We start from the raw sequence: 18,793 nt of genomic DNA on the forward strand, positions 1-18,793 counted from the left end.
ATGACCGCCACAACCACGAAAACGCTGGAGGCCACGCTCGTCCCGCCGACTGCTCACAAAGAGCGCAAACTGTGTGACCTGCTCAATAGCTACCGGGCAGGACTCCACGAGGCGTTCGAGGCAGGATGCGAGACGATGACCGCCACCAGCGACGTGGTGACGCCCTACGACCTGCCGTATCAGGCGAAAGCAGCCCTGTGCAACTATGTCCCCCAACTCCACGGCACCTACGATGCACAGGAGTTGGACGACGACCATCCCGTGCGACTCACCAACCAAGCCGCCGAGTTCGATCACTCGTCGGAACGCGATTACGAGTTCACGTGGTGGGTGCCACAGCCCGGTCGCGGGACGAACTTCTGGATTCCACTTCGGATTAACCCCGCCCAAGAGGGACTGTGGCACGACCTTCTGGATGGTGAGGCGTCAGCAGGGCAACTCCGCCTGCAACGTCACCGCACGTCGTGGACGCTCCACGTCACCGTCGAGTTCCCTGTCGAACAGCCGGACTACGAACCGGCCGACGACGATGTAACACCAGTCGGCTTCGACATTGGCGAAGCACACCTGCTCGCGGGCTGTGCCTGCGAGCAGGGCACTCCGACTGATCCACTGCTCATCAACGGCGGACGCGCTCGTTCCCTTCGCAAAGAGATGTTTACGACGCTGAAGCGACTCCAAGAGCGTGACGCCGCCCAGTGGCGAATTGACGACCGATTCGACCACTACCAGAACGCACTCACTGACATCATCGAGAAGGCGTCTCGACGTGGCGTCGAGTACGCCCAACGCTTTGAGAAGCCAGTCATCGTACTGGAAGACCTCTCGGACATCCGCGACAACCTCGATTATGGGGAGTGGATGAACCGACGCCTCCACGCATGGGCGTTCGCTCGCTTGCAGGAGCGCATCGAGGATAAAGCGCGAGAGGCTGGCATCCCGATCGAGTACATCGAGCCATCCTACACGAGTCAGACATGTCATGAGTGCGGGCACATCGGGCATCGGGACGGCGACGAGTTCCGGTGCCAAAACGGCGAGTGTTGGGTCACGGAGTATCACGCAGACATTAACGCGGCGGTCACCATCGCTGACCGCCACGATCCGTGGGGTGAGAGCCTGCCGCTGAAACCGACGGGCGATGACATCTCACGGGATAGGAGTGCCTGTGACAGCGCCACGACCCCCACCGAGCAGAGCCAACCACGGCAGATGACGCTCGGAGAGGACGGGTCGGAACCCACTTCCGGTAGGTAACTGGTATTCCCATGCAGGGAAGCCGCGCCGTTCACGGCGCGGAGGATGTCACCCAGCACCGATCCGCTCCGAGACAGGCCCTCGCCTTCTTGAGAGATACCACCGTAAGCTGATCGCCGACATCGTCGCTCACCTCAATCTCAGGCTTGTCAGATACTGATGGGCAAGGGTTCGAGACCGACTTCGTTCGAATAAGACCAAATCCGACGTCGTTGAACGAGCGGCATGCTTTTAGGAGACGGTACAGACGAAGTACTGTGGGACGCTACCAGCCGAGAAAACACGACTCGTTCATCAAATGCGATACGCGTCGCTGCGGGGCAAACAACGCTCCTGAAGGGGCCACGGAGTACGATCCCGACTGTTGGCGATGCGGGGAGTCCTTGGGCGGCAAGCCCGAACCGGGTGACGAGGTGACCGTCGATATCGTCGACGAGAAAGCCGACGGCACGCTCGTCTGCAAGACAGAAAGCGGGTTCGTCCTCTTCCTCGAGGCGGACATCGCGGCGATCGAGGCAACGGTCCGTGTGACGACCGTCGACGAGACGTACGGGGAAGCGGACCTCGTCGAAACGGGGTCGTAGCTGGCACGGTATTCGCGACAGGCGGGCGAGACAGCCGATCGCTCTTGCCAATCGAGAGCCAAGCGGCGAGACGGGACGTGCCTTCGAAGCGATCAGTCGGGAATTCGAGTCGACGGACAAACGGCGACCGCGAGCAGTGACCTATTTTCAGTTGTAGCCAGTGTTCTCGAGACTGCCCTCACCCGCGGAAACCGGGCTTTCGAAGCGGGGTCGCCACTCCGCGAGTTTTTCTCCTCAGAAGCGAGTGTGCAACCATCCGGTGCAATTATTGCCGAGAACGAAGCCACCCGTAGTGTATGCCACAGAGTCACAATATGGCCGATTACGAGGACACTCGCGAGGCGTTCTCGTGGGACGAGATCTACGACGCGGCGGACTGGGACGCTCCCTCGTCGTTGAATATCGCACACGAGGTGTGCGACCGCCACGCCGAGAACAAGGAGAAAGTCGCGCTGTATCAGGTCGGCACGGACGGGGAGCTGACGACGATGACCTTCTGGGAACTCGCCGACCGAACCGACCGGTTCGCGAACGTCCTTGAGGGACTCGACATCGAACGGGGCGACCGCGTGTTCTCGTACATGCCACGAATCCCCGAACACTACGTGGCGCTGGTCGGGACGCTCAAGCGAGGTGCCGTCTTCGGCGGTATCAACGAGCGGTTCGGTCCCGACGGGATCGCCTACCGGCTAGACGACTGCGACGCGAAGGCGATCGTCACCACCGCTGCGAACCGCGAGACGGTCGCGGACGCGCTCGAGGATTCCCCGTCCGTCGAACACGTGATCGTCGTCAGCGACGACGGGACGGGGATCCGTCGCGGCGATGCGAGCTACCGGAGCGAAATGGCGAACGCGAGTCGCGAGTACGAGCCGGCCGACACCGGCGGCGAGGACGACGCGTTGCTGTACTACACCAGCGGGACGACCGGACTGGCGAAGGGTGTCCTGCACAAACATCGGTGGGTCGCCGGCGTCGCCGCTACGCAGAAGTATGCGGTCGATCTACGGGAAGGCGATTGCTACTGGTCGACCGCGGATCTCGGCTGGCTAACCGGACCGATCAACACCCTCGGTGCGTGGTTCTGGGGGACCGCACTGTTCACCTACGAGGGCGAGTTCGAAACCGAGGCGTGGGCCGAACTCCTCGATACCTATCCCATCACGGTCCTGTTCTCGGTCCCGACGGCCTACCGCATGCTCCGCGAGCACGAATCGGTCCTCGAAGAAGTATCGCTCGACCTCCGCCACGCGCTATCGATCGGCGAACCGCTCTCGGCGGGCGTCGTCGAGTGGGGCGAGGAGACCCTCGGCGTCACGATCCACGACACCTACGGCCAGACGGAGACGGGGAACATGATCATCAACAACTACCCGACGATGGCGGTCCGGCCGGGATCGATGGGCAAGCCGCTGCCCGGGATCGAAGCCGCCGTCGTCGATCCCGAAACGGGTGAGGTGCTCGAGCCCGGCGAAACCGGCGAAATCGCCCAGCGCGGGGACTACCCCTGTTTCTTCGCGGAATACTGGGAGAAGTCCGACAAGACCGCGGACTGCTTCGTCGATGGACCGGACGGTAAGTGGTACCTCTCGGGCGACCTCGCACACAGGGACGAGGACGGGTACTTCTGGTTCGAGGGGCGCGCCGACGACGTCATCCTCTCGTCGGGGTACCGGATCGGCCCCTTCGAGGTCGAGAGTTCGCTGGGCGAACACGAGGCCGTCGCCGAGGCGGCCGTCGTACCGAAGCCCCATCGAGAGCGGGGCAACATCGTGAAGGCCTACGTCGTTCCCAGCGAGGGGACGACGGTCTCCGAAGGCCTCGCAGAGGAGATCAAGACCCACGTTCGAGAAGAACTGTCGGCACACGAGTACCCCCGCGAAATCGAGTTCCGGGAGGATCTCCCGAAGACAGTCACCGGGAAGATCCGCCGGACGGAACTCCGAGACGAGACGGCAGACGACGCCGAGACGGCGTGAGACGCACCGATCGCGGCTCGGGACTCCAGTGACCACATCCCGCGTCCGAATTACGGATCGAGCCAGCGGTCCAACCAGTCGTAGGCGCTCGAGCGAACGTCGGCGGGGAACTCGTGGCCGCCGTCGAAAAAGAGCGTCTCGAACCGCTCCGAAGCGCCGGCGTCGTCGGCCTCGGAAACGGTATCGGCGAGGGTGTGGACGGAGTCGGGCGGGAAGATTCGGTTCTCGGTGCCGTGGGTCACCAGCAGCGGCGTCGGGGCGACGTCCGCCAGTACGTCCACCATATCGCGACGGTCAACAGGCCGGGGACGTACAGCGCGAAGTTGTGGTGATTCGCTCGCGCTGGACGGCGGCGAGTTGTGCCGTGCCGCTGGAGACGACCGCAGCGGCGATCCGGTCGTCGAACCACGACAGCCACGCGGCCTCTTGCCCGCCCAACGAGTGACCGAGGACCCCCATAGCGTCCGGGTCGACCAGTTCGTGGCCCGCGAGAACGTCGAGCGTGCGGCGAGGTCCGAGAGATACTTCGCTTGGAGAAGAGCCTCGCAACAGGTGCTCCATCGCGACGAACTTCTCGTAGTCGGCCCCCGAAGGGGTCGTCCCGGCCGTCCGTTCGCGCTCGGACGGGCGTCGGTCCTCGAAACAGAGCAGATCCGGACAGCAGACGACGTGTCCGCGCTCGCAGAGTTCGACGCCGTAATGGTATGCTTTCGTGTCGCTCAGGCCGGCGGGATCCGACTTCCCAACGGCGAACTCGCCCGCGTGAGGGTGAACGGCGAGCACCCCGGGGCACTCACCGTCGATATCGTCGGGAACGAGCAGATAGGCCCGGATTCGGTCCCCCGGTTCGACCTCGTACTCGAGGAGGCGGCGCTCGAACCCGTCGGCGGACGAGACCGAGACGGTCTTGACGGCCGGATCGGGGCGGTCGGGGAACGACCCGAGACAGTCCAGAACCGCGTCGCGAGTGGCGTCCATATCGGGGCGACGGACGAGGGCATCAGAAAGACAGCCGTCGGGTCGTCAGTGCTCGGGTTCGTATCTGAGATACGTTCCTAGTAAATAGTACAATCTCTGTATTCGGAAAACGCCTGAAACGCGATCGGATAGTTCGGTACTACGTCTGCACACCGAACTTTTGCGCTGTCGTTCGGAAGACGCATAGCGTCTTCCGTGATGACGAAAGGCGCGAACACCTTTCGATCCACGGGCGCGACTCCGTCTCGCCCCGGCAAAATCTCGAGAGAGCGACGCTCTCTCTCTGACCTCGCGGGAACTTCGCTCCCGCTTAGCTTCGGTGAAAAGCACGGTCGTTCGAGGCGGCGGAGCCGTCTCGTGATGACGAAAGAGTTCCGTTCGCTCGCGACTGCTGGCGGCAACGCCTCCGCCGATACTGAGCATACGTCTCTCCGCCAAGGGCTTATTAGTTCACACCGTAAGTAGAGGACAATGGAAACCTCGGACTCTTCGTCGGATATCGCTATTGACGATATTCGGTTATTCTTTAATCAACTAGAACAGCCGGAAACCCCGGTATCGGTTGAGGAAATTATCCAAGAACTGGACTGTCCCCCACAGACGGCACGCGGGTATCTGGGGGATCTTACCGAACAGGGAGAGTTGCGAACGAAACAGATCAATGGTTCCACCCGGGTGTGGTGGTCCACTGAGAGAGGCGAGGTGGATCGTCACGATCCGGACAGTGAGCAGCTCAGTGCTTTCGTGAGAGCGGTCAAGGATTACGCCATCTTCATGCTCGATCCCGAGGGCACGGTCGTTAGTTGGAACGAGGGAGCCGAGCGAATCAAGGGGTATTCCGCCGACGACATCATCGGCCAGCACTTCTCGGCGTTTTATACCAAGGACGATATCGCCGCTGGCGTTCCCGAGCAGAACCTCGAACGGGCTGCGGCCGAAGGCCGCGTCGAGGACGAAGGGTGGCGGATTCGGAAAGACGGATCGCGCTTCTGGGCGAACGTCACGATCACTGCCATCAGAGACGACGGAGAGCTTCAAGGATTCACGAAAGTCACTCGAGACATGACTGACCGGCGCGAGTACGAGCAACAACTCGAAAAACAGACTGACCAACTCGAACAAGAACTCGATGATGTCTTCGAGCGAATTGACGACGCCTTCTACGCACTCGACGAAGAGTTCCAGTATGAATATGTGAACGAAAAAGCGCAAGAATATATCGGGAAGTCGGCCAGCAAACTCGTTGGTCAGAAACCGTGGGAAGTGTTTGATGTTGACAAATCTGACCCGATCTTCGAACGGTTTGACGAGGCCTTAGCAACACAGGAACCAATGAGGTTTGAACGGTACTCGGAGCCACTCGGCACCTGGTCGATGGTTCGAATTTATCCTTCCGAGTCTGGACTCTCCGTGTACTTCGAAGATATAACCCAGCGCAAAGAGCGCGAACAGGAACTCGAACGAGTGTACGATCTGCTCGAGCGTGCGGAGCGTGTTGCGGATATCGGCGGGTGGGAAATTGACCCAGACACGCACGATGTCTTCTGGACAGACCATCTTTTCGAGATTTTAGCGATTCAATCCGATGAAGAGCCGCCATTGGATGAAGCATTGGACGTGTACCACGATGAAGATCGACCGAACGTTGAGCGTGCTATCGATGAGGCGATCCAATCCGGCAAGTCCTTCGACATTGAAACCCGGTTCCAGACGCCTACTGGCGAGGTGCGATGGCTCCGAGTCATCGGTGAACCCGATCTCGAGGATGGGGAAATCGTGTCGCTCCGCGGCGCTGTCCAGGACATCACTGAACGGAAAGAACGCGAACGAGAACTCCAGCGTGTCCGGGAGCGGATGGAGTTCGCCCTCGACGCCACAGATGCGATCGTCTGGGACTGGAATATCGACGAGGATCAGACGTCCTTCTATCCCTCGGCGGAGTCGTTATACGGATCCACAGTCGAAACCTGGGACGATTTCATCGGGATCGTCCACCCCGACGACCGAGAGATGATCGAAGAGAAGATCAGAGAATCACTCGACACTGGCGAGCCGAAATACGAAGAGATTCGCATTGATCGGGACGGGGAAGAGCGCTGGATCGAAGCCCCAGGTCGGCCCATTCAAGACGAAGACGGATTGACGCGGATGGTCGGTGTGGCACGGGACATCACCGACCGAAAGACCTTCGAGCAGAAGTTACAGGAGTCAAATGAGCGCCTCGAGCAGTTCGCGTACGCGGCCTCCCACGATCTCCAAGAGCCACTGCGGATGGTATCCAGCTATCTCCAGTTGCTCGAGGAACGCTACAGCGACGAACTCGACGAGGATGGCCGTGAATTCATCGACTTCGCTGTGGATGGCGCGGACCGAATGCGAGAGATTATTGACGGCTTGCTCGAATATTCCCGGGTCGAGACCCAGGGAGACCCCTTTGAACCAATCGACCTAGAGACGGTTCTGGACGGTGTTGTAGATAATCTCCAGCTTCGGATCGAGGAGCACGATGCGGAGATTACGAGTGAGGACTTACCCGAGGTTGAGGGTGACGCCAGCCAACTCCGTCAGGTCTTCCAGAATCTACTAGAGAACGCCATCGAATATAGAGGCGATGCGCCTCCCCAAGTCCATATCTCGGCCGAACGAGCCGGTAAAAAGTGGGTCGTATCGGTCAGCGACAACGGGATCGGCATTGACCCCGATGACCAAGACCGGATCTTCGAGATTTTCCAACGCCTTCACTCGCGTGAGGAGCACGACGGAACGGGTATCGGACTCGCGTTGTGCAAGCGAATCGTCGAGCGTCATGGGGGCGAAATATGGATCGATTCGGAACCGGACGATGGAACGACGTTCTCAGTCTCACTCCCCGCAGTAGATAAGTAAATTACCTCCTCCCCTCCCCCTACTCGCTCACGGCGGGACCGTTCGCTTCGTTGAGGATTCCATCAGACGAGGTCTGATGACGTGCAGACTGTGAGTCTACACTGGCTTTCGCGTGGACTTCCGTTCTGGCCGCCGTCGGCGGCAGGCACGTAATCCCCGTTCCGGTCAACGTCCCGCGATTCAAGCGCACGTTTACGGGTGCGCCTTCACCCGAGACTCACGGTGGCAACGGGCGGTGTCAGTCCTCCGATTCGAAGCCCCACGCCTCGAGTCGGTCGACGACTTCGTCGACGTTGTGCATCGCCGCCTCGTAGGCCGCTTCCCGAACGTCGGTCTTCGAAACGTCGGTCCCGAGTTCGTCGCTGACCGCATCGACGAAATCGTCCTCCGCGTCGACGACGTAATCCCGGAGATAGAACTGGACCATCTCGCGGTCCTGCTTGACCGTATCCCGGACGTAAACCCACGGAACGCCGCCGTCGTCAGCACCGTTTTGGGGCGGCTCTCCGATGACCGCCTCGCTCGAGTCGGCGGTAGTCTCCTCGTTCTGATCGCCATCCGTCTCGGACTCCGCTTGAGAGTCGACGTCTTCAGTGACCGGCTGGGCCGGTTCGGAATCGGACTCGTCGTCGACGGCCTGCTCTTCGTTCGCGTCCGGTTCCGATTCGGCTTCCTCCTGGACCTCCGCGAACGGATCGCTCCCGGAGCCCTTCTTCATCGGTCGTCGACCTCCTCGATCTCCGTCGCCAACTGATCGATCTTCTCGAGCGTTTCCATCTCGTGGTCGCGCTGCCGGTCGCGGTATTCCTCGACGTAGTGTCGCGGGGTACACTGTTGATCCCAGCAGCCTTCGAAGAGCGACGATCGCTCGCGGATCGCGACCGGGGCGGGATAGCCCCGATCACGGATCTCCGTGAGGTACCGCTCCTGATCGGACGTTCGGCCGACGCCGTTCGGGACGGCCGCGAGGACACCGATCTCGGCTTCGAGTCGATCCTCGAGGCCGTCGACGAGTTCTTCTAACCCGAGGACGCTCTGCATTCCTTTGCCGGTGGGCTCGACGGGGATTACCAAGCTCCGCGTGGCCGACACGGCGTTGTAGAGGTGGGGCCCCGCGGTCGCCGGCGGGTCGACGACGATCACGTCGTACTCCTGTGGGATGCTGGACTCGAGGAGCACCTGCCGAAGTCGATCGTAGGGATCGAAGTCGTCGCCCTCGCCGAGATCGTCGGCCATCTGCTGTGCGCGATTGAGCAGGTCCTCGAGGTTCTCGAGCATGTTGTGGCTCGGGAGGAGATCGAAGCCGGACTCGGTTTCGTGAATGAGATCCTCGATCGGTCCTTTCGGTCGGTCGATCAGGTGCCGAACGATGTTATCCGCCTGACTGTCGTCGCGGGGAGCGTCGACGTCGAGGAGGTAGGTGAGCGAGCCGTTTTGCTGGTCCATATCGATCGCGAGTACGTCGAGTCCGTGATTGGCGTGGGCCTCGAGCAGCGCCGCACCGATCGTCGACTTCCCGACGCCGCCGGCCTCCGAGTAGGTCGTATATGTGAGCATACGAGTTAGTTAGCCTTCCCGAATATAATACTTCACCATACGTACCCAGTAGGCCATCGGGTTAGGCCAACCAGTTAGGCTAACTAAACAGTGGGTTTGGCAAGTAGTTGCCCCGCCAGCCAGAAGATAGGACAGAGACAGGCGGGTAAAGCCGAGTAGCCTACACGGAGAGGAGTAGCAGTTGGCAGGCTCGACGAAGCTAACCGAGGGGGCGAGGAAGGGTTTCTAAATAGGCTATTCGGCCTACCTATTCGGTTAGGCCGACTGGGGAGACTAACGGAGTAGCCCACAGAGAGGGTTCGTACCCGGCCCTCGGCTCGAGAAGTCCGTTCGGTTGGCCTATTCAGTAGGCCTAATCGAAATACAGACGAGCCAGCCAGAATAACTAGGTGGCCTAACCAGTAAGACTAACTTTGAAGCCTAACGGCCGGGCCTGCCTACCTACCCCAACAGGCATTTCGATCAGGGAAATCGAATCGGGTAGGCTGTATCGGTGTGCCAGCGGTAGCAGATTGCTAACCAACCCTACTCAGAAGCATAACTAGTTGGCCTAACGAGGTAGCCTAATCGACGTGCTCGCGATCGAGTGCGCGTTTGATCGGTGCTCACGTCGAAAGCATCGATCGATGCGAACGAGGGACCCAACTCGCCGAGAGAACAGGAGGTCTCGATGGGTGGGCGAGTCCGCGCATCTGAATCGGCTGATTCGGTCGGTCGTGAACCGGGACACGATCCCCGCTCTTCGGTAACGCTCGCTGCTCGAGTTCTGCAGAACGCGCACCCAGAGTCGCCGATCGATAGATTCGGAAGCAGCTGGTTCGGAGAGAGGGGCCACCTTACAAGGAGGACTAATGAATTAGGCTGATCAGTTAGCCTGTCTGGATAGGCTACAGGAATAGCCGAAACAGAACGCTATGAACTCCGTCGGGGGATCGAATCCTCACTCTCGCTCGATCCGAACGCGAGCCCGCTCGAGGAGTCCCCTCTCAGTAGAAGACGCTAAACAGACCGAACTGGATCGGAAGCAAGACCACGATCGTCGCGACCGAACACGCGACCGTCGTGACGATCAGTTCCCGCGTCTCGAGATCACCCTCGGTCAGAATGACGATGAGGACCGCCGACTGGTAGGGAAAGAAGTACGAACTCAGCGCCAGTACCTCGGCCAACAAAATGGGCGTGAACGGAAGTCCCGCCGCGTCGATGTAGGGGATCAGGATCGGAGTGAGAACGCTCGCGACGGCCAACCCCTCCATCAGGAAGGTGAGTGCGAACGTGATGAAAAAGACGGAGGCGAGTATCACCGCGAGCGAGCCGTCCGTCGGGATCAACTCGAGCAGGTACGTCGCCGAGCGATCGGTGAATCCGGTCTCGGTCAGTCCGTCGCCGATGGCGAACACCGCGGCGATAAAGAACAGGATCGAGAAATCAACGTCGCGACCGGCGGTGTCGAAGTCGGCGACGCCGACGGTCGGCAGGAACGCGAGGATGACGACGACGACCGCACCGATCACCGGATGGAACCCGTGGACGAAATCCGTCGCCCAGATCGACGCGCCGACGAGCAGGAACGCCAGCATCCGTCGTTGGGCGGCACCGTCCGTCGGCCCACTCTCGGGGAGCGTGAAACTCGAGTCGGCCGACGGCCGAAAGAAGACGTAGACGATCCCGATGACCAGTAACACGCGAGCGAGACCCATGACGGGGTACATGTGGAGCCACCACTCGGACCACGAGATGGTGTGTCCGGCGATCGACTGACTGAAGCCCGAGATGATGATATTCGGCAGGTCTGCAGTCAGGATGCCCGCGGAGCCGTAAAACGTCGCGAACAACGGACCGAGATAGAGACCGACTCGAGCCGCTCGGGAGTCGAAAAGCGAGCCGAGTTCGCGGAGGATCGGTGCGAGTGCGAGGATGCGGACGAGCGCCGAGGGGACGAGAAAGGCCAGCGCGTGGGCACCGATCGAGAGCGCGAGCAGCAGTCGGCGGTAGGTTCGGACCGAATCGGTCTCGGTCGGGTCGCCGATGGTTCTGGTCGCGAGCCACCGTCCGACCCCGCTCGCGAGGCCGCTCTGACGTGTCGCTTCGCCCATCAGTAATCCGAACCCGATGAGCCACGTCGCCGGTTTCCGGAAGCCGACGAGCGCCAACTCCGTCGAGAAGGTCACGGCGATCAGCCCGAGGCCGATCAGTCCCGTGTACGAGGGCGGAACCGGCGTCAGAACCCAGAGGACGATACAGAAGAGCGTGATGGCGAGCATCGTCGCCGTCGACCCCGAGGCGAGCAACCACGTTGCGACGGCGACGGCAATAGCGAGGGGGAACGCGAATATCGGTGACCGAACCGCCTCGATCGCTTCCGATCGATTCATTGACCGATGCTCGGCAACACAACGAGAAAGTTGTCGTGATTCGTGAACGTGCCGATAGAACCAATTAGAACGGTTTATCTGGGGAGTGCGTGCGCGAGCAACTCGATCGGCGTCGGGGGCGACTCGGCGTCGAGCGAGGTGCCGGCGAGCGAGCTGTCGGCGGGGACCGGTTCGATCCGACTGTCGCCGAGCTGGGTCCGGCAAGACGTTCCCGGCGCGGCGACGACCTCGGCACCGCTGTCTTCGATCTGGTCGAAGAGGATATCGCCGATAGACTGACTCAGCGAGTAGTGTTCCGCCTCGTACCCGAACGTGCCGGCCATGCCACAACAGCCCGAATCGAGCGGGTCGACGGCGTAGCCGGCCCGCCGGAGCACGCCGACGGCGTGGTGGTCTTTCTTCTCCGCCTTCTGGTGGCAGTGACCGTGGTAGACGACCGAATCGGCGGGTGCCGCCCACTCGACGGCCTCATCGAGCCGGAACGTATCCAGATACTCACAGAGGCCGTAGGCGTTCGCGGCGAACGATTCCACGGCCTTGCCCGACCGCAGGTCGAGGGCATCGGATTGGAACATCACGGCGTCGGACGGTTCCGCCACGACGATGTCCCAGCCCTCGCGAACCCGCGGCTCGAGCGCCGCCACGTTCTTCGCGACGGCGTCGCGAGCGGCGTCGACGAAGCCCTTCGACAGTGCCGGCCGGCCGCTGTCGGTCCGGTCGGCCACGTCGACGTGAACGCCCGCGGCCTCCAAGACGCGCACCGCCGCCTTGCCGACCTCCGGATGGCTGTAATTCGTGTAGGTGTCCGCGAAGAGGACGGCCTTCCGTTCGGCGTCCGCCTCGGACACACGCGAGCCGCCTCGATTCTCGAACCAGTCCTGGAGCGTCTCGCGGCTGAATTCGGGGAGCGACCGCTCGCTCGCGATTCCGACCGTCTTCTCGGCGAGCACGTCCGAACCGGGAAGCGACTGGGCGAGGTTCGAGACCGGTGCCAGCGCGCTGCCGACGGCGGCGAGCGTATCGAAGTTGGCGAAGAGCCTATCCCGAAGACTCGCACCGTGTTCCTGATGGCGCTCGTGCATGACTTCGGTCTTGAGCTTCGCCATGTCGACGCCGCTCGGACAGTCCCGCTTGCAGCCCTTACAGCCGATACAGAGGTCAAGCACCTCTTCGGCGAACTCGTCGTCGGTCGGGTCGTCCGGAAGGTCGCCGCTCATCGACTGCCGGAGGAGGTTCGCCCGGCCTCGAGTCGCCGTGATCTCCTCGTCGGCCGCCCGGTAGGTCGGACACATCACGCTGCCCGTGGTCTCCTGCTCGCCGCGACAGCCGCCACAGCCGTGACAGAGTTCGACCATCCCCTGCATGCCGTTCTCGTTGTCCCAGTTCAGCGACGGCTCGAGCCCGGCGTCGTACTCGTAGTCGGCGTCGTACCGGAGGTGTTCGGTCATGTCGTGGTCGCCGCAGACATTCCCCGGATTGAGCAGCCAGTCGGGGTCGAACGCGGTCTTCAGATCGCGAAAGGCCTGCCAGAGGTCGTCGCCGTAGAGCTTGTGATTCCACTGGGTGCGGGCCCGACCGTCGCCGTGCTCGCCGGAGACGCTGCCGCCGAACTCGACGACCATGTCGGTGACCTCGTCGGCGATAGCGACCATGTCCTCGCGGTCCCGGTCGGCCTTCGTATCGACCAGCGGGCGGACGTGGAGCACCCCCGGCCCGGCGTGGGCGTAAAAGGCCGCGTCGTCGTCACGTCCCTTCTCGGCCAGCAGCGACTGGAATCGTTCGACGAACTCGGGGAGGTGTTCGGGCGGGATCGCACAGTCCTCGATGAAGCTGATGTGCTTCTCGTCGGAGGTCCGCGAGAGCAAGATTGGCAGCCCGGCCTTGCGCAGCGTCCAGAAGGTCTCGCGCTCGGCTTCCTCGTGAGCCTCGAAGCCGGCAAACGCGATCGTCTCGTCGATCGCCGGTCGATCCTCGGCCGGCGTCGCCTCGGTCTCGGTGCCCGGAACCCTATCCGCGAGGAGGGAGGCTGTCTGTTCGCGGCCGTGATGGTCGTCCTCGGCGTAGAACTCGACGAGTAACCCCGCCTCGGCCTCGTCGGGAACGAGCGACGCCGCCGCCTCGAACTCGGTCGTCTCCCGGGCCAACCCGAGGAGCACGTTATCGATGAGTTCGACCGCGGCGGGCTCGTGCTCGAGGACGTGCTGGACGTCGGTTACGGCCTCGAGGACGCTCTCGTAAAACAGCAGGGACACCGCCTTGGTCTCCGGGACGGGCTCGAGGGACACCTCGGCTTCGGTGACGACGGCGAGGGTCCCCTCGCTGCCGGCCAGCAGCCGGGCGAGATTGACGGTCCCGGTCTCGGCCTCTTCGATGAGCACGTCAAAGTTATACCCCGAGACGTTACGCTTCAGATCCGGGAATCGCTCCCGCACCTCGTCACCTTCCTCGTCGATGATCCGGACGACTTCCGCGTAGATCCGCTCGAGGAGGTCCCCCTCGGAATCGGCGGACTCGCGGAGTTGCGCGACGGATATCTCACCGAGCGTGGCGACCGTTCCGTCGGCCAGTACGACCTCGCACTCCTCGAGATAGGCGTCGGTCTTCCCGTAGACGAGCGAGTGAGCGCCGGTCGAGTTGTTCCCGATCGCACCGCCGATCGCGCTTCGGTCCCCCGCAGCCGGGTCGGGCGCGAACTTCAGGTCGTGGGGAGCGAGTGCCTCGTTGAGGTCGCCGAGCACCGTCCCGGCCTCGACGCGGGCCCGTTGGTGATCGGGATCGACGGTTACGATGCCGTCCATGTGACGGGTGAAATCGAGTACGACGGCCTCGTTGACCGCCTGTCCCGCGAGGCTCGTCCCACCGCCGCGCGGGAGGACCGGGATCTCGCGGTCCGCACAGTACGAGACGGTCGCGGCGACATCGGCGGTCGACTTCGGGTAGACGACGCCGATCGGCGTCAGTTCGTACGCGCTCGCGTCGGTCGCGTACAGTTGCCGCGTGTAGGTGTCGAACCGGACGTCGCCGTCGACACGGTCCCGGAGCTCGTCGACCAGTGCGGGTCGATCCACGTCGTCCGAGACGAAATCGTACGTGGCCCGCTGCTCGTCGAGTTCGGCCTCGGTATCGCCCCCTGCGTCGAATGCGGTGTTAGATCTCGCAGTCATCCTCAACTGAACCTTCGAATGAGTCGTCATACGATTCACAACGATAAAGCGTTCGACAATGCGCCGCGCCGTGATGGCGACATCGTTCAACGTAGTAGTTTCTGGTAGTATAGATGTCACCGGTAGTAGATTTTACCAACTGTCAGATCCGCGTTCCGAAATGCTTTTCGAGATTATAGATACTATTTTCTATCACGGTTACTAACATTCAATACTGGTCCGGTTACCATATTTTCGTATCAGGATTAGAGTCCATACTCGAAGAATGCAGATCTGAATGTTAGTGTCGAATTACAGAAAAATACGAACTCTTCCACGATATCTTCCCCATGAATTCGAATGAGAGAATCGAGAAATTGCCATTTCGAGCCATATAGGCCAAGTAAAGGAGTTTCCACATTTCGGGAAGACTGTGTCTCACAATCAGTCGCGTTACTCCATTGTTTACACATCTAGATTACAACGTGCTCCGACTGTCCTATCGATCAATTGTAGTTCGGCCTTTTGTTCGAGAGCGGTCGGCCGTTCGCGTTCGTATCTCTCTAACATAGAAATAGTGTCCTAGAATGATAGTTAGGATAGACGGTGCCACATATTCAACCGTATCCACTCGCATGGTCTCGCCTCGAGATCCACAACCGAGACTCGAGGGCCGCTACGAGAGTCGAGGGCCGCTACGAGAGTCGACGAGGTGGTTAAATATCGGCAGCGACACCAAAATAGGGCCGACTCATTTTCGGATGATATCCGAACTGTTTCTCTGGTGGCTGTCGCAACGTTTGCGGTCATTTCTAATCTATTATTTCACATAGATGGGAACAATTGATCGCAACCGCACACTTTTATCGGTCGGCCGGAGACACTCGAGACGATAATGGACGAAGACGCGCTCGAGTATCACCGGACCGCCCCGCCGGGGAAAATAGAGATATCGACGACGAAACCGACGAACACGCAGCGGGACCTCTCGCTCGCATATTCGCCGGGTGTCGCCGCGCCGTGTCGGGAGATCGACGCGGACGCGGGCGAGGCGTACCAGTACACGACGAAGGGGAATCTCGTGGGCGTCGTCTCGAACGGGTCGGCCGTGCTCGGGCTCGGCGATATCGGCGCACAGGCCTCGAAACCCGTCATGGAAGGGAAAGGCGTCCTGTTCAAGCGCTTCGCCGACATCGATGTCTTCGATATCGAACTCGATCTCGACGATCCGGACGCGTTTGTCAACTCGGTCGCCGCGATGGAACCGACCTTCGGCGGCATCAATCTGGAAGACATCGCGGCACCGGACTGTTTCACCATCGAGGAGCAGCTCCGCGAGCGGCTGTCGATCCCGGTGTTCCACGACGACCAGCACGGTACGGCGATCATCTCGGGCGCGGCACTGCTCAACGCCGTCGAAATCTCCGGGAAGGATCTCGCAGACCTCGAGGTGACCTTCGCCGGTGCAGGCGCTGCAGCGCTCGCGACGGCCCGATTCTACGTCTCTCTGGGCGTCAAACGCGAGAACATCACGATGTGCGATATCGACGGTGTGCTGACGACCCAGCGGGCGGAATCCGGCGACCTCAACGAGTACAACCGGGAGTTCGCTCGAGACCTGCCCGAGGGAGACCTCGCGGACGCGATGGAAGGTGCGGACGTGTTCGTCGGGCTCTCCGCCGGCGATATCGTCAGTCAGGAGATGGTCCGCTCGATGGCCGCGGATCCGATCATCTTCGCGATGGCGAATCCGGATCCCGAGATCGGCTACGAGGCGGCCAAGGATGCCCGCGACGATACGGTTATCATGGCGACAGGGCGCTCGGACTATCCGAATCAGGTCAATAACGTCCTCGGCTTCCCCTTCATCTTCCGCGGTGCGCTCGATGTACGTGCCACCGAGATCAACGAGGAGATGAAGGTCGCGGCGGCGTCGGCGCTGGCCGATCTGGCCAAACAGGACGTTCCCGACTCGGTGGTCAAAGCCTACGGCGATCAACCGCTGCAGTTCGGCCCCGACTACATCATTCCGAAGCCCCTCGACGCCCGCGTCCTCTTCGAAGTCGCCCCCGCGGTCGCACGGGCTGCGATCGACTCGGGCGCGGCCCGCGTCGACATCGATATCGACGAGTACGTCGAGCAACTCGAGGCCCGCCTCGGGAAATCCCGCGAGATGATGCGCGTCGTCCTCAACAAGGCCAAGTCCGACCCCAAGCGGATCGCGCTGGCCGAAGGGACCGACGAGACGATCGTTCGAGCGGCGTCCCAGATCGTCGAACGCGGGATCGCCGAACCGGTCCTGATCGGCGACGAGGACGACATTCGCGGCACGATCGCGAACCTCGGCCTCGAGTTCGAACCAGACGTAGTCGACCCCGAGAGCGACGACTACGAGGGGTACGCCGACCACCTCTACGAACGCCGGAAGCGCAACGGCGTCACCCGTCGTGAGGCAGCGTCGATGATCCGCGACGACACTAACTACTTCGGCAGTGTCATGGTCGACCGCGGCGATGCCGACGCGTTGCTCACCGGCCTGACGAACCACTATCCGTCCGCACTCCGGCCGCCGCTGCAGGTGGTCGGCACGGCGGATGACGCCGACTACGCCGCGGGCGTCTACATGCTCACGTTCAAAAACAGTGTGATATTCGTCGCCGACGCGACCGTGAATCAGGCCCCCGACGAGGACGTCCTCGAGGAGGTCACTCGTCACACCGCCGAACTGGCTCGTCGGTTCGACGTCGAACCCCGCGCCGCGTTGCTGTCCTATTCGGACTTCGGCAGCGTCGACAACGAGGGCACGCGAAAACCCCGCGAGGCGGCCCGTCGCCTCCGCGAGGACCCTGCAGTCGACTTCCCCGTCGACGGCGAGATGCAGGCCGACACGGCCGTCGTCGAGGAGATGCTAACCGGCACCTACGACTTCACCGACCTCGAGAAGCCGGCGAACGTGCTGGTCTTCCCGAACCTCGAGGCGGGTAACATCGGCTACAAGCTGCTCCAGCGACTGGGCGGTGCGGACGCGATCGGGCCGATGCTCGTCGGGATGGACGAGCCGGTCCACGTCCTCCAGCGGGGCGACGAGGTCAAAGACATCGTGAACCTCGCGGCCGTCGCGACCGTCGACGCGCAGGACGAGGCGTACTGACCGGTCGGTCCGAAAAGCCAGTGGCTTCGACGGGTTCGTCTTCCCGTGAACGAATATCTCGCCGCCGGCCGCCTCAACGGCCGCCGATCGTCTCGACGATGACCGTTTTCGTGACGAGCCGAGCAGTTGATCGAGAACGACCGACGGTATTTATTGCGCTGTGTCGCTCCAATCAGACTCGAGAGCGATGCCTGGAACAGATGACGGTCCGCCGCGCAGCCCGGCAGTGAGCAACTGTACGATGCCCTCGTCGACGCCGGGGTCGACCTCCTCGTCGGGCTCCCCGGAACGCAGACGCTCCCGTTAGATCGTACCGTCGAGCGGCGAGACGACATTAGATACGTGATGGCGCGCCACGAGACGGCGATCCCGCACATCGCATGGGGATACTACGAGTCTGGAGGTGAGGTCGCCGCGACGCTTACCGTCCCCGGCCCCGGCGACACGAACGCGATGCACGGGTTGAAGAACGCACTCGACGACCGCGTTCCACTGATCCACGTCGCCGCCGACGCCGATCCGGCGGACCGGGGGAAGGGGCCGATCCACGAAATCGAACCCGAGACGTACGACACCGTCGTCAAGGAGAACGTCTCGGTCGAGCGGCCGGTCGAGTTCCAGCAGGCGATCCGTTCGGGGATCGAAACCGCACTCACACCCCCGCGCGGACCGGTCCGGCTCGGCGTTCCGAAGTCCCTCCTCGACGCCGAGTTCCGCTCGCCGGCGGTAACGATCGATCCGCAGACGAGCCAGTTCGACGGCGACGAGGAGTTTTGAGCTGCGAGGGCAAATAGCCCGGTCTCCTTTCAGTCGCCACTTTCGTTTGATTGAGAAATTGAGGTGGAACACCGTCCGAGACAAACAAGGAGGGGGTTGGCCTAGT

The 18,793-nt window shown here is 61.8% G+C and carries 12 protein-coding genes; 6 read left to right on the forward strand and 6 right to left on the reverse strand.

The features are described 5' to 3' along the window. From ACT4ML_RS16810 to ACT4ML_RS16820, 3 genes are all read left to right on the forward strand, one after another. Window positions 1-1,257, forward strand: a complete 1,257-nt coding sequence (locus ACT4ML_RS16810) for an RNA-guided endonuclease TnpB family protein (protein WP_444721898.1) — start codon at window positions 1-3, stop codon at window positions 1,255-1,257. Window positions 1,258-1,514: 257 nt separating this feature from the next. Then, window positions 1,515-1,841, forward strand: coding sequence for a TRAM domain-containing protein (locus ACT4ML_RS16815; RefSeq protein WP_138247432.1), 327 nt, complete (start codon window positions 1,515-1,517; stop codon window positions 1,839-1,841). A 296-nt stretch (window positions 1,842-2,137) separates the two neighbouring features. Further along, the gene (locus tag ACT4ML_RS16820; RefSeq protein ID WP_444721899.1) at window positions 2,138-3,820 is read left to right on the forward strand and encodes an acyl-CoA synthetase; all 1,683 of its coding nucleotides are present in this window, start codon (window positions 2,138-2,140) and stop codon (window positions 3,818-3,820) included. A 50-nt stretch (window positions 3,821-3,870) separates the two neighbouring features. Here ACT4ML_RS16820 and ACT4ML_RS16825 read toward each other — a convergent pair whose 3' ends face one another. Both ACT4ML_RS16825 and ACT4ML_RS16830 read right to left on the reverse strand, forming a co-directional pair. Further along, on the reverse strand, window positions 3,871-4,104 hold the full coding sequence (locus tag ACT4ML_RS16825; RefSeq protein WP_444721900.1) for a hypothetical protein: 234 nt from the start codon (window positions 4,102-4,104) through the stop codon (window positions 3,871-3,873). A gap of 10 nt (window positions 4,105-4,114) precedes the next feature. Beyond that, a complete protein-coding gene (locus ACT4ML_RS16830) occupies window positions 4,115-4,798 on the reverse strand; it encodes a hypothetical protein (protein ID WP_444721901.1) in 684 nt (227 codons plus the stop codon). Between the two features lie 471 nt (window positions 4,799-5,269). Here ACT4ML_RS16830 and ACT4ML_RS16835 point away from each other — a divergent pair, with 471 nt between their 5' ends. Continuing rightward, window positions 5,270-7,684, forward strand: a complete 2,415-nt coding sequence (locus ACT4ML_RS16835) for a PAS domain-containing sensor histidine kinase (protein WP_444721902.1) — start codon at window positions 5,270-5,272, stop codon at window positions 7,682-7,684. A gap of 238 nt (window positions 7,685-7,922) precedes the next feature. On the opposite strand, the gene ACT4ML_RS16840 is transcribed toward ACT4ML_RS16835, so the two are convergent. From ACT4ML_RS16840 to ACT4ML_RS16855, 4 genes are all read right to left on the reverse strand, one after another. Beyond that, the gene (locus ACT4ML_RS16840; protein WP_444721903.1) at window positions 7,923-8,402 is read right to left on the reverse strand and encodes a hypothetical protein; all 480 of its coding nucleotides are present in this window, start codon (window positions 8,400-8,402) and stop codon (window positions 7,923-7,925) included. Further along, window positions 8,399-9,241, reverse strand: coding sequence for a ParA family protein (locus ACT4ML_RS16845; RefSeq protein WP_444721904.1), 843 nt, complete (start codon window positions 9,239-9,241; stop codon window positions 8,399-8,401). Before ACT4ML_RS16845 ends, ACT4ML_RS16840 begins: the two co-directional genes overlap by 4 nt. A gap of 986 nt (window positions 9,242-10,227) precedes the next feature. Then, window positions 10,228-11,616 (reverse strand): SLC13 family permease, encoded by a 1,389-nt coding sequence (locus ACT4ML_RS16850; RefSeq protein WP_444721905.1) that lies wholly within the window; start codon window positions 11,614-11,616, stop codon window positions 10,228-10,230. A gap of 74 nt (window positions 11,617-11,690) precedes the next feature. After that, complete coding sequence (locus ACT4ML_RS16855; RefSeq protein ID WP_444721906.1) at window positions 11,691-14,780, reverse strand: FAD-binding and (Fe-S)-binding domain-containing protein; 3,090 nt, start codon at window positions 14,778-14,780, stop codon at window positions 11,691-11,693. A gap of 874 nt (window positions 14,781-15,654) precedes the next feature. On the opposite strand from ACT4ML_RS16855, the gene ACT4ML_RS16860 reads away from it, so the two are divergent. Together ACT4ML_RS16860 and ACT4ML_RS16865 are read left to right on the forward strand one after the other, a co-directional pair. Further along, window positions 15,655-17,910, forward strand: a complete 2,256-nt coding sequence (locus ACT4ML_RS16860; RefSeq protein ID WP_444721907.1) for an NADP-dependent malic enzyme — start codon at window positions 15,655-15,657, stop codon at window positions 17,908-17,910. A gap of 234 nt (window positions 17,911-18,144) precedes the next feature. Beyond that, on the forward strand, window positions 18,145-18,687 hold the full coding sequence (locus ACT4ML_RS16865; RefSeq protein ID WP_444721946.1) for a thiamine pyrophosphate-binding protein: 543 nt from the start codon (window positions 18,145-18,147) through the stop codon (window positions 18,685-18,687). Window positions 18,688-18,793 lie beyond the last annotated feature (106 nt).

The sequence above is a fragment of the Natrinema sp. LN54 genome, from assembly GCF_052439245.1.
In the GTDB taxonomy this organism is placed as follows: Archaea; Halobacteriota; Halobacteria; order Halobacteriales; family Natrialbaceae; genus Natrinema; species Natrinema versiforme_A.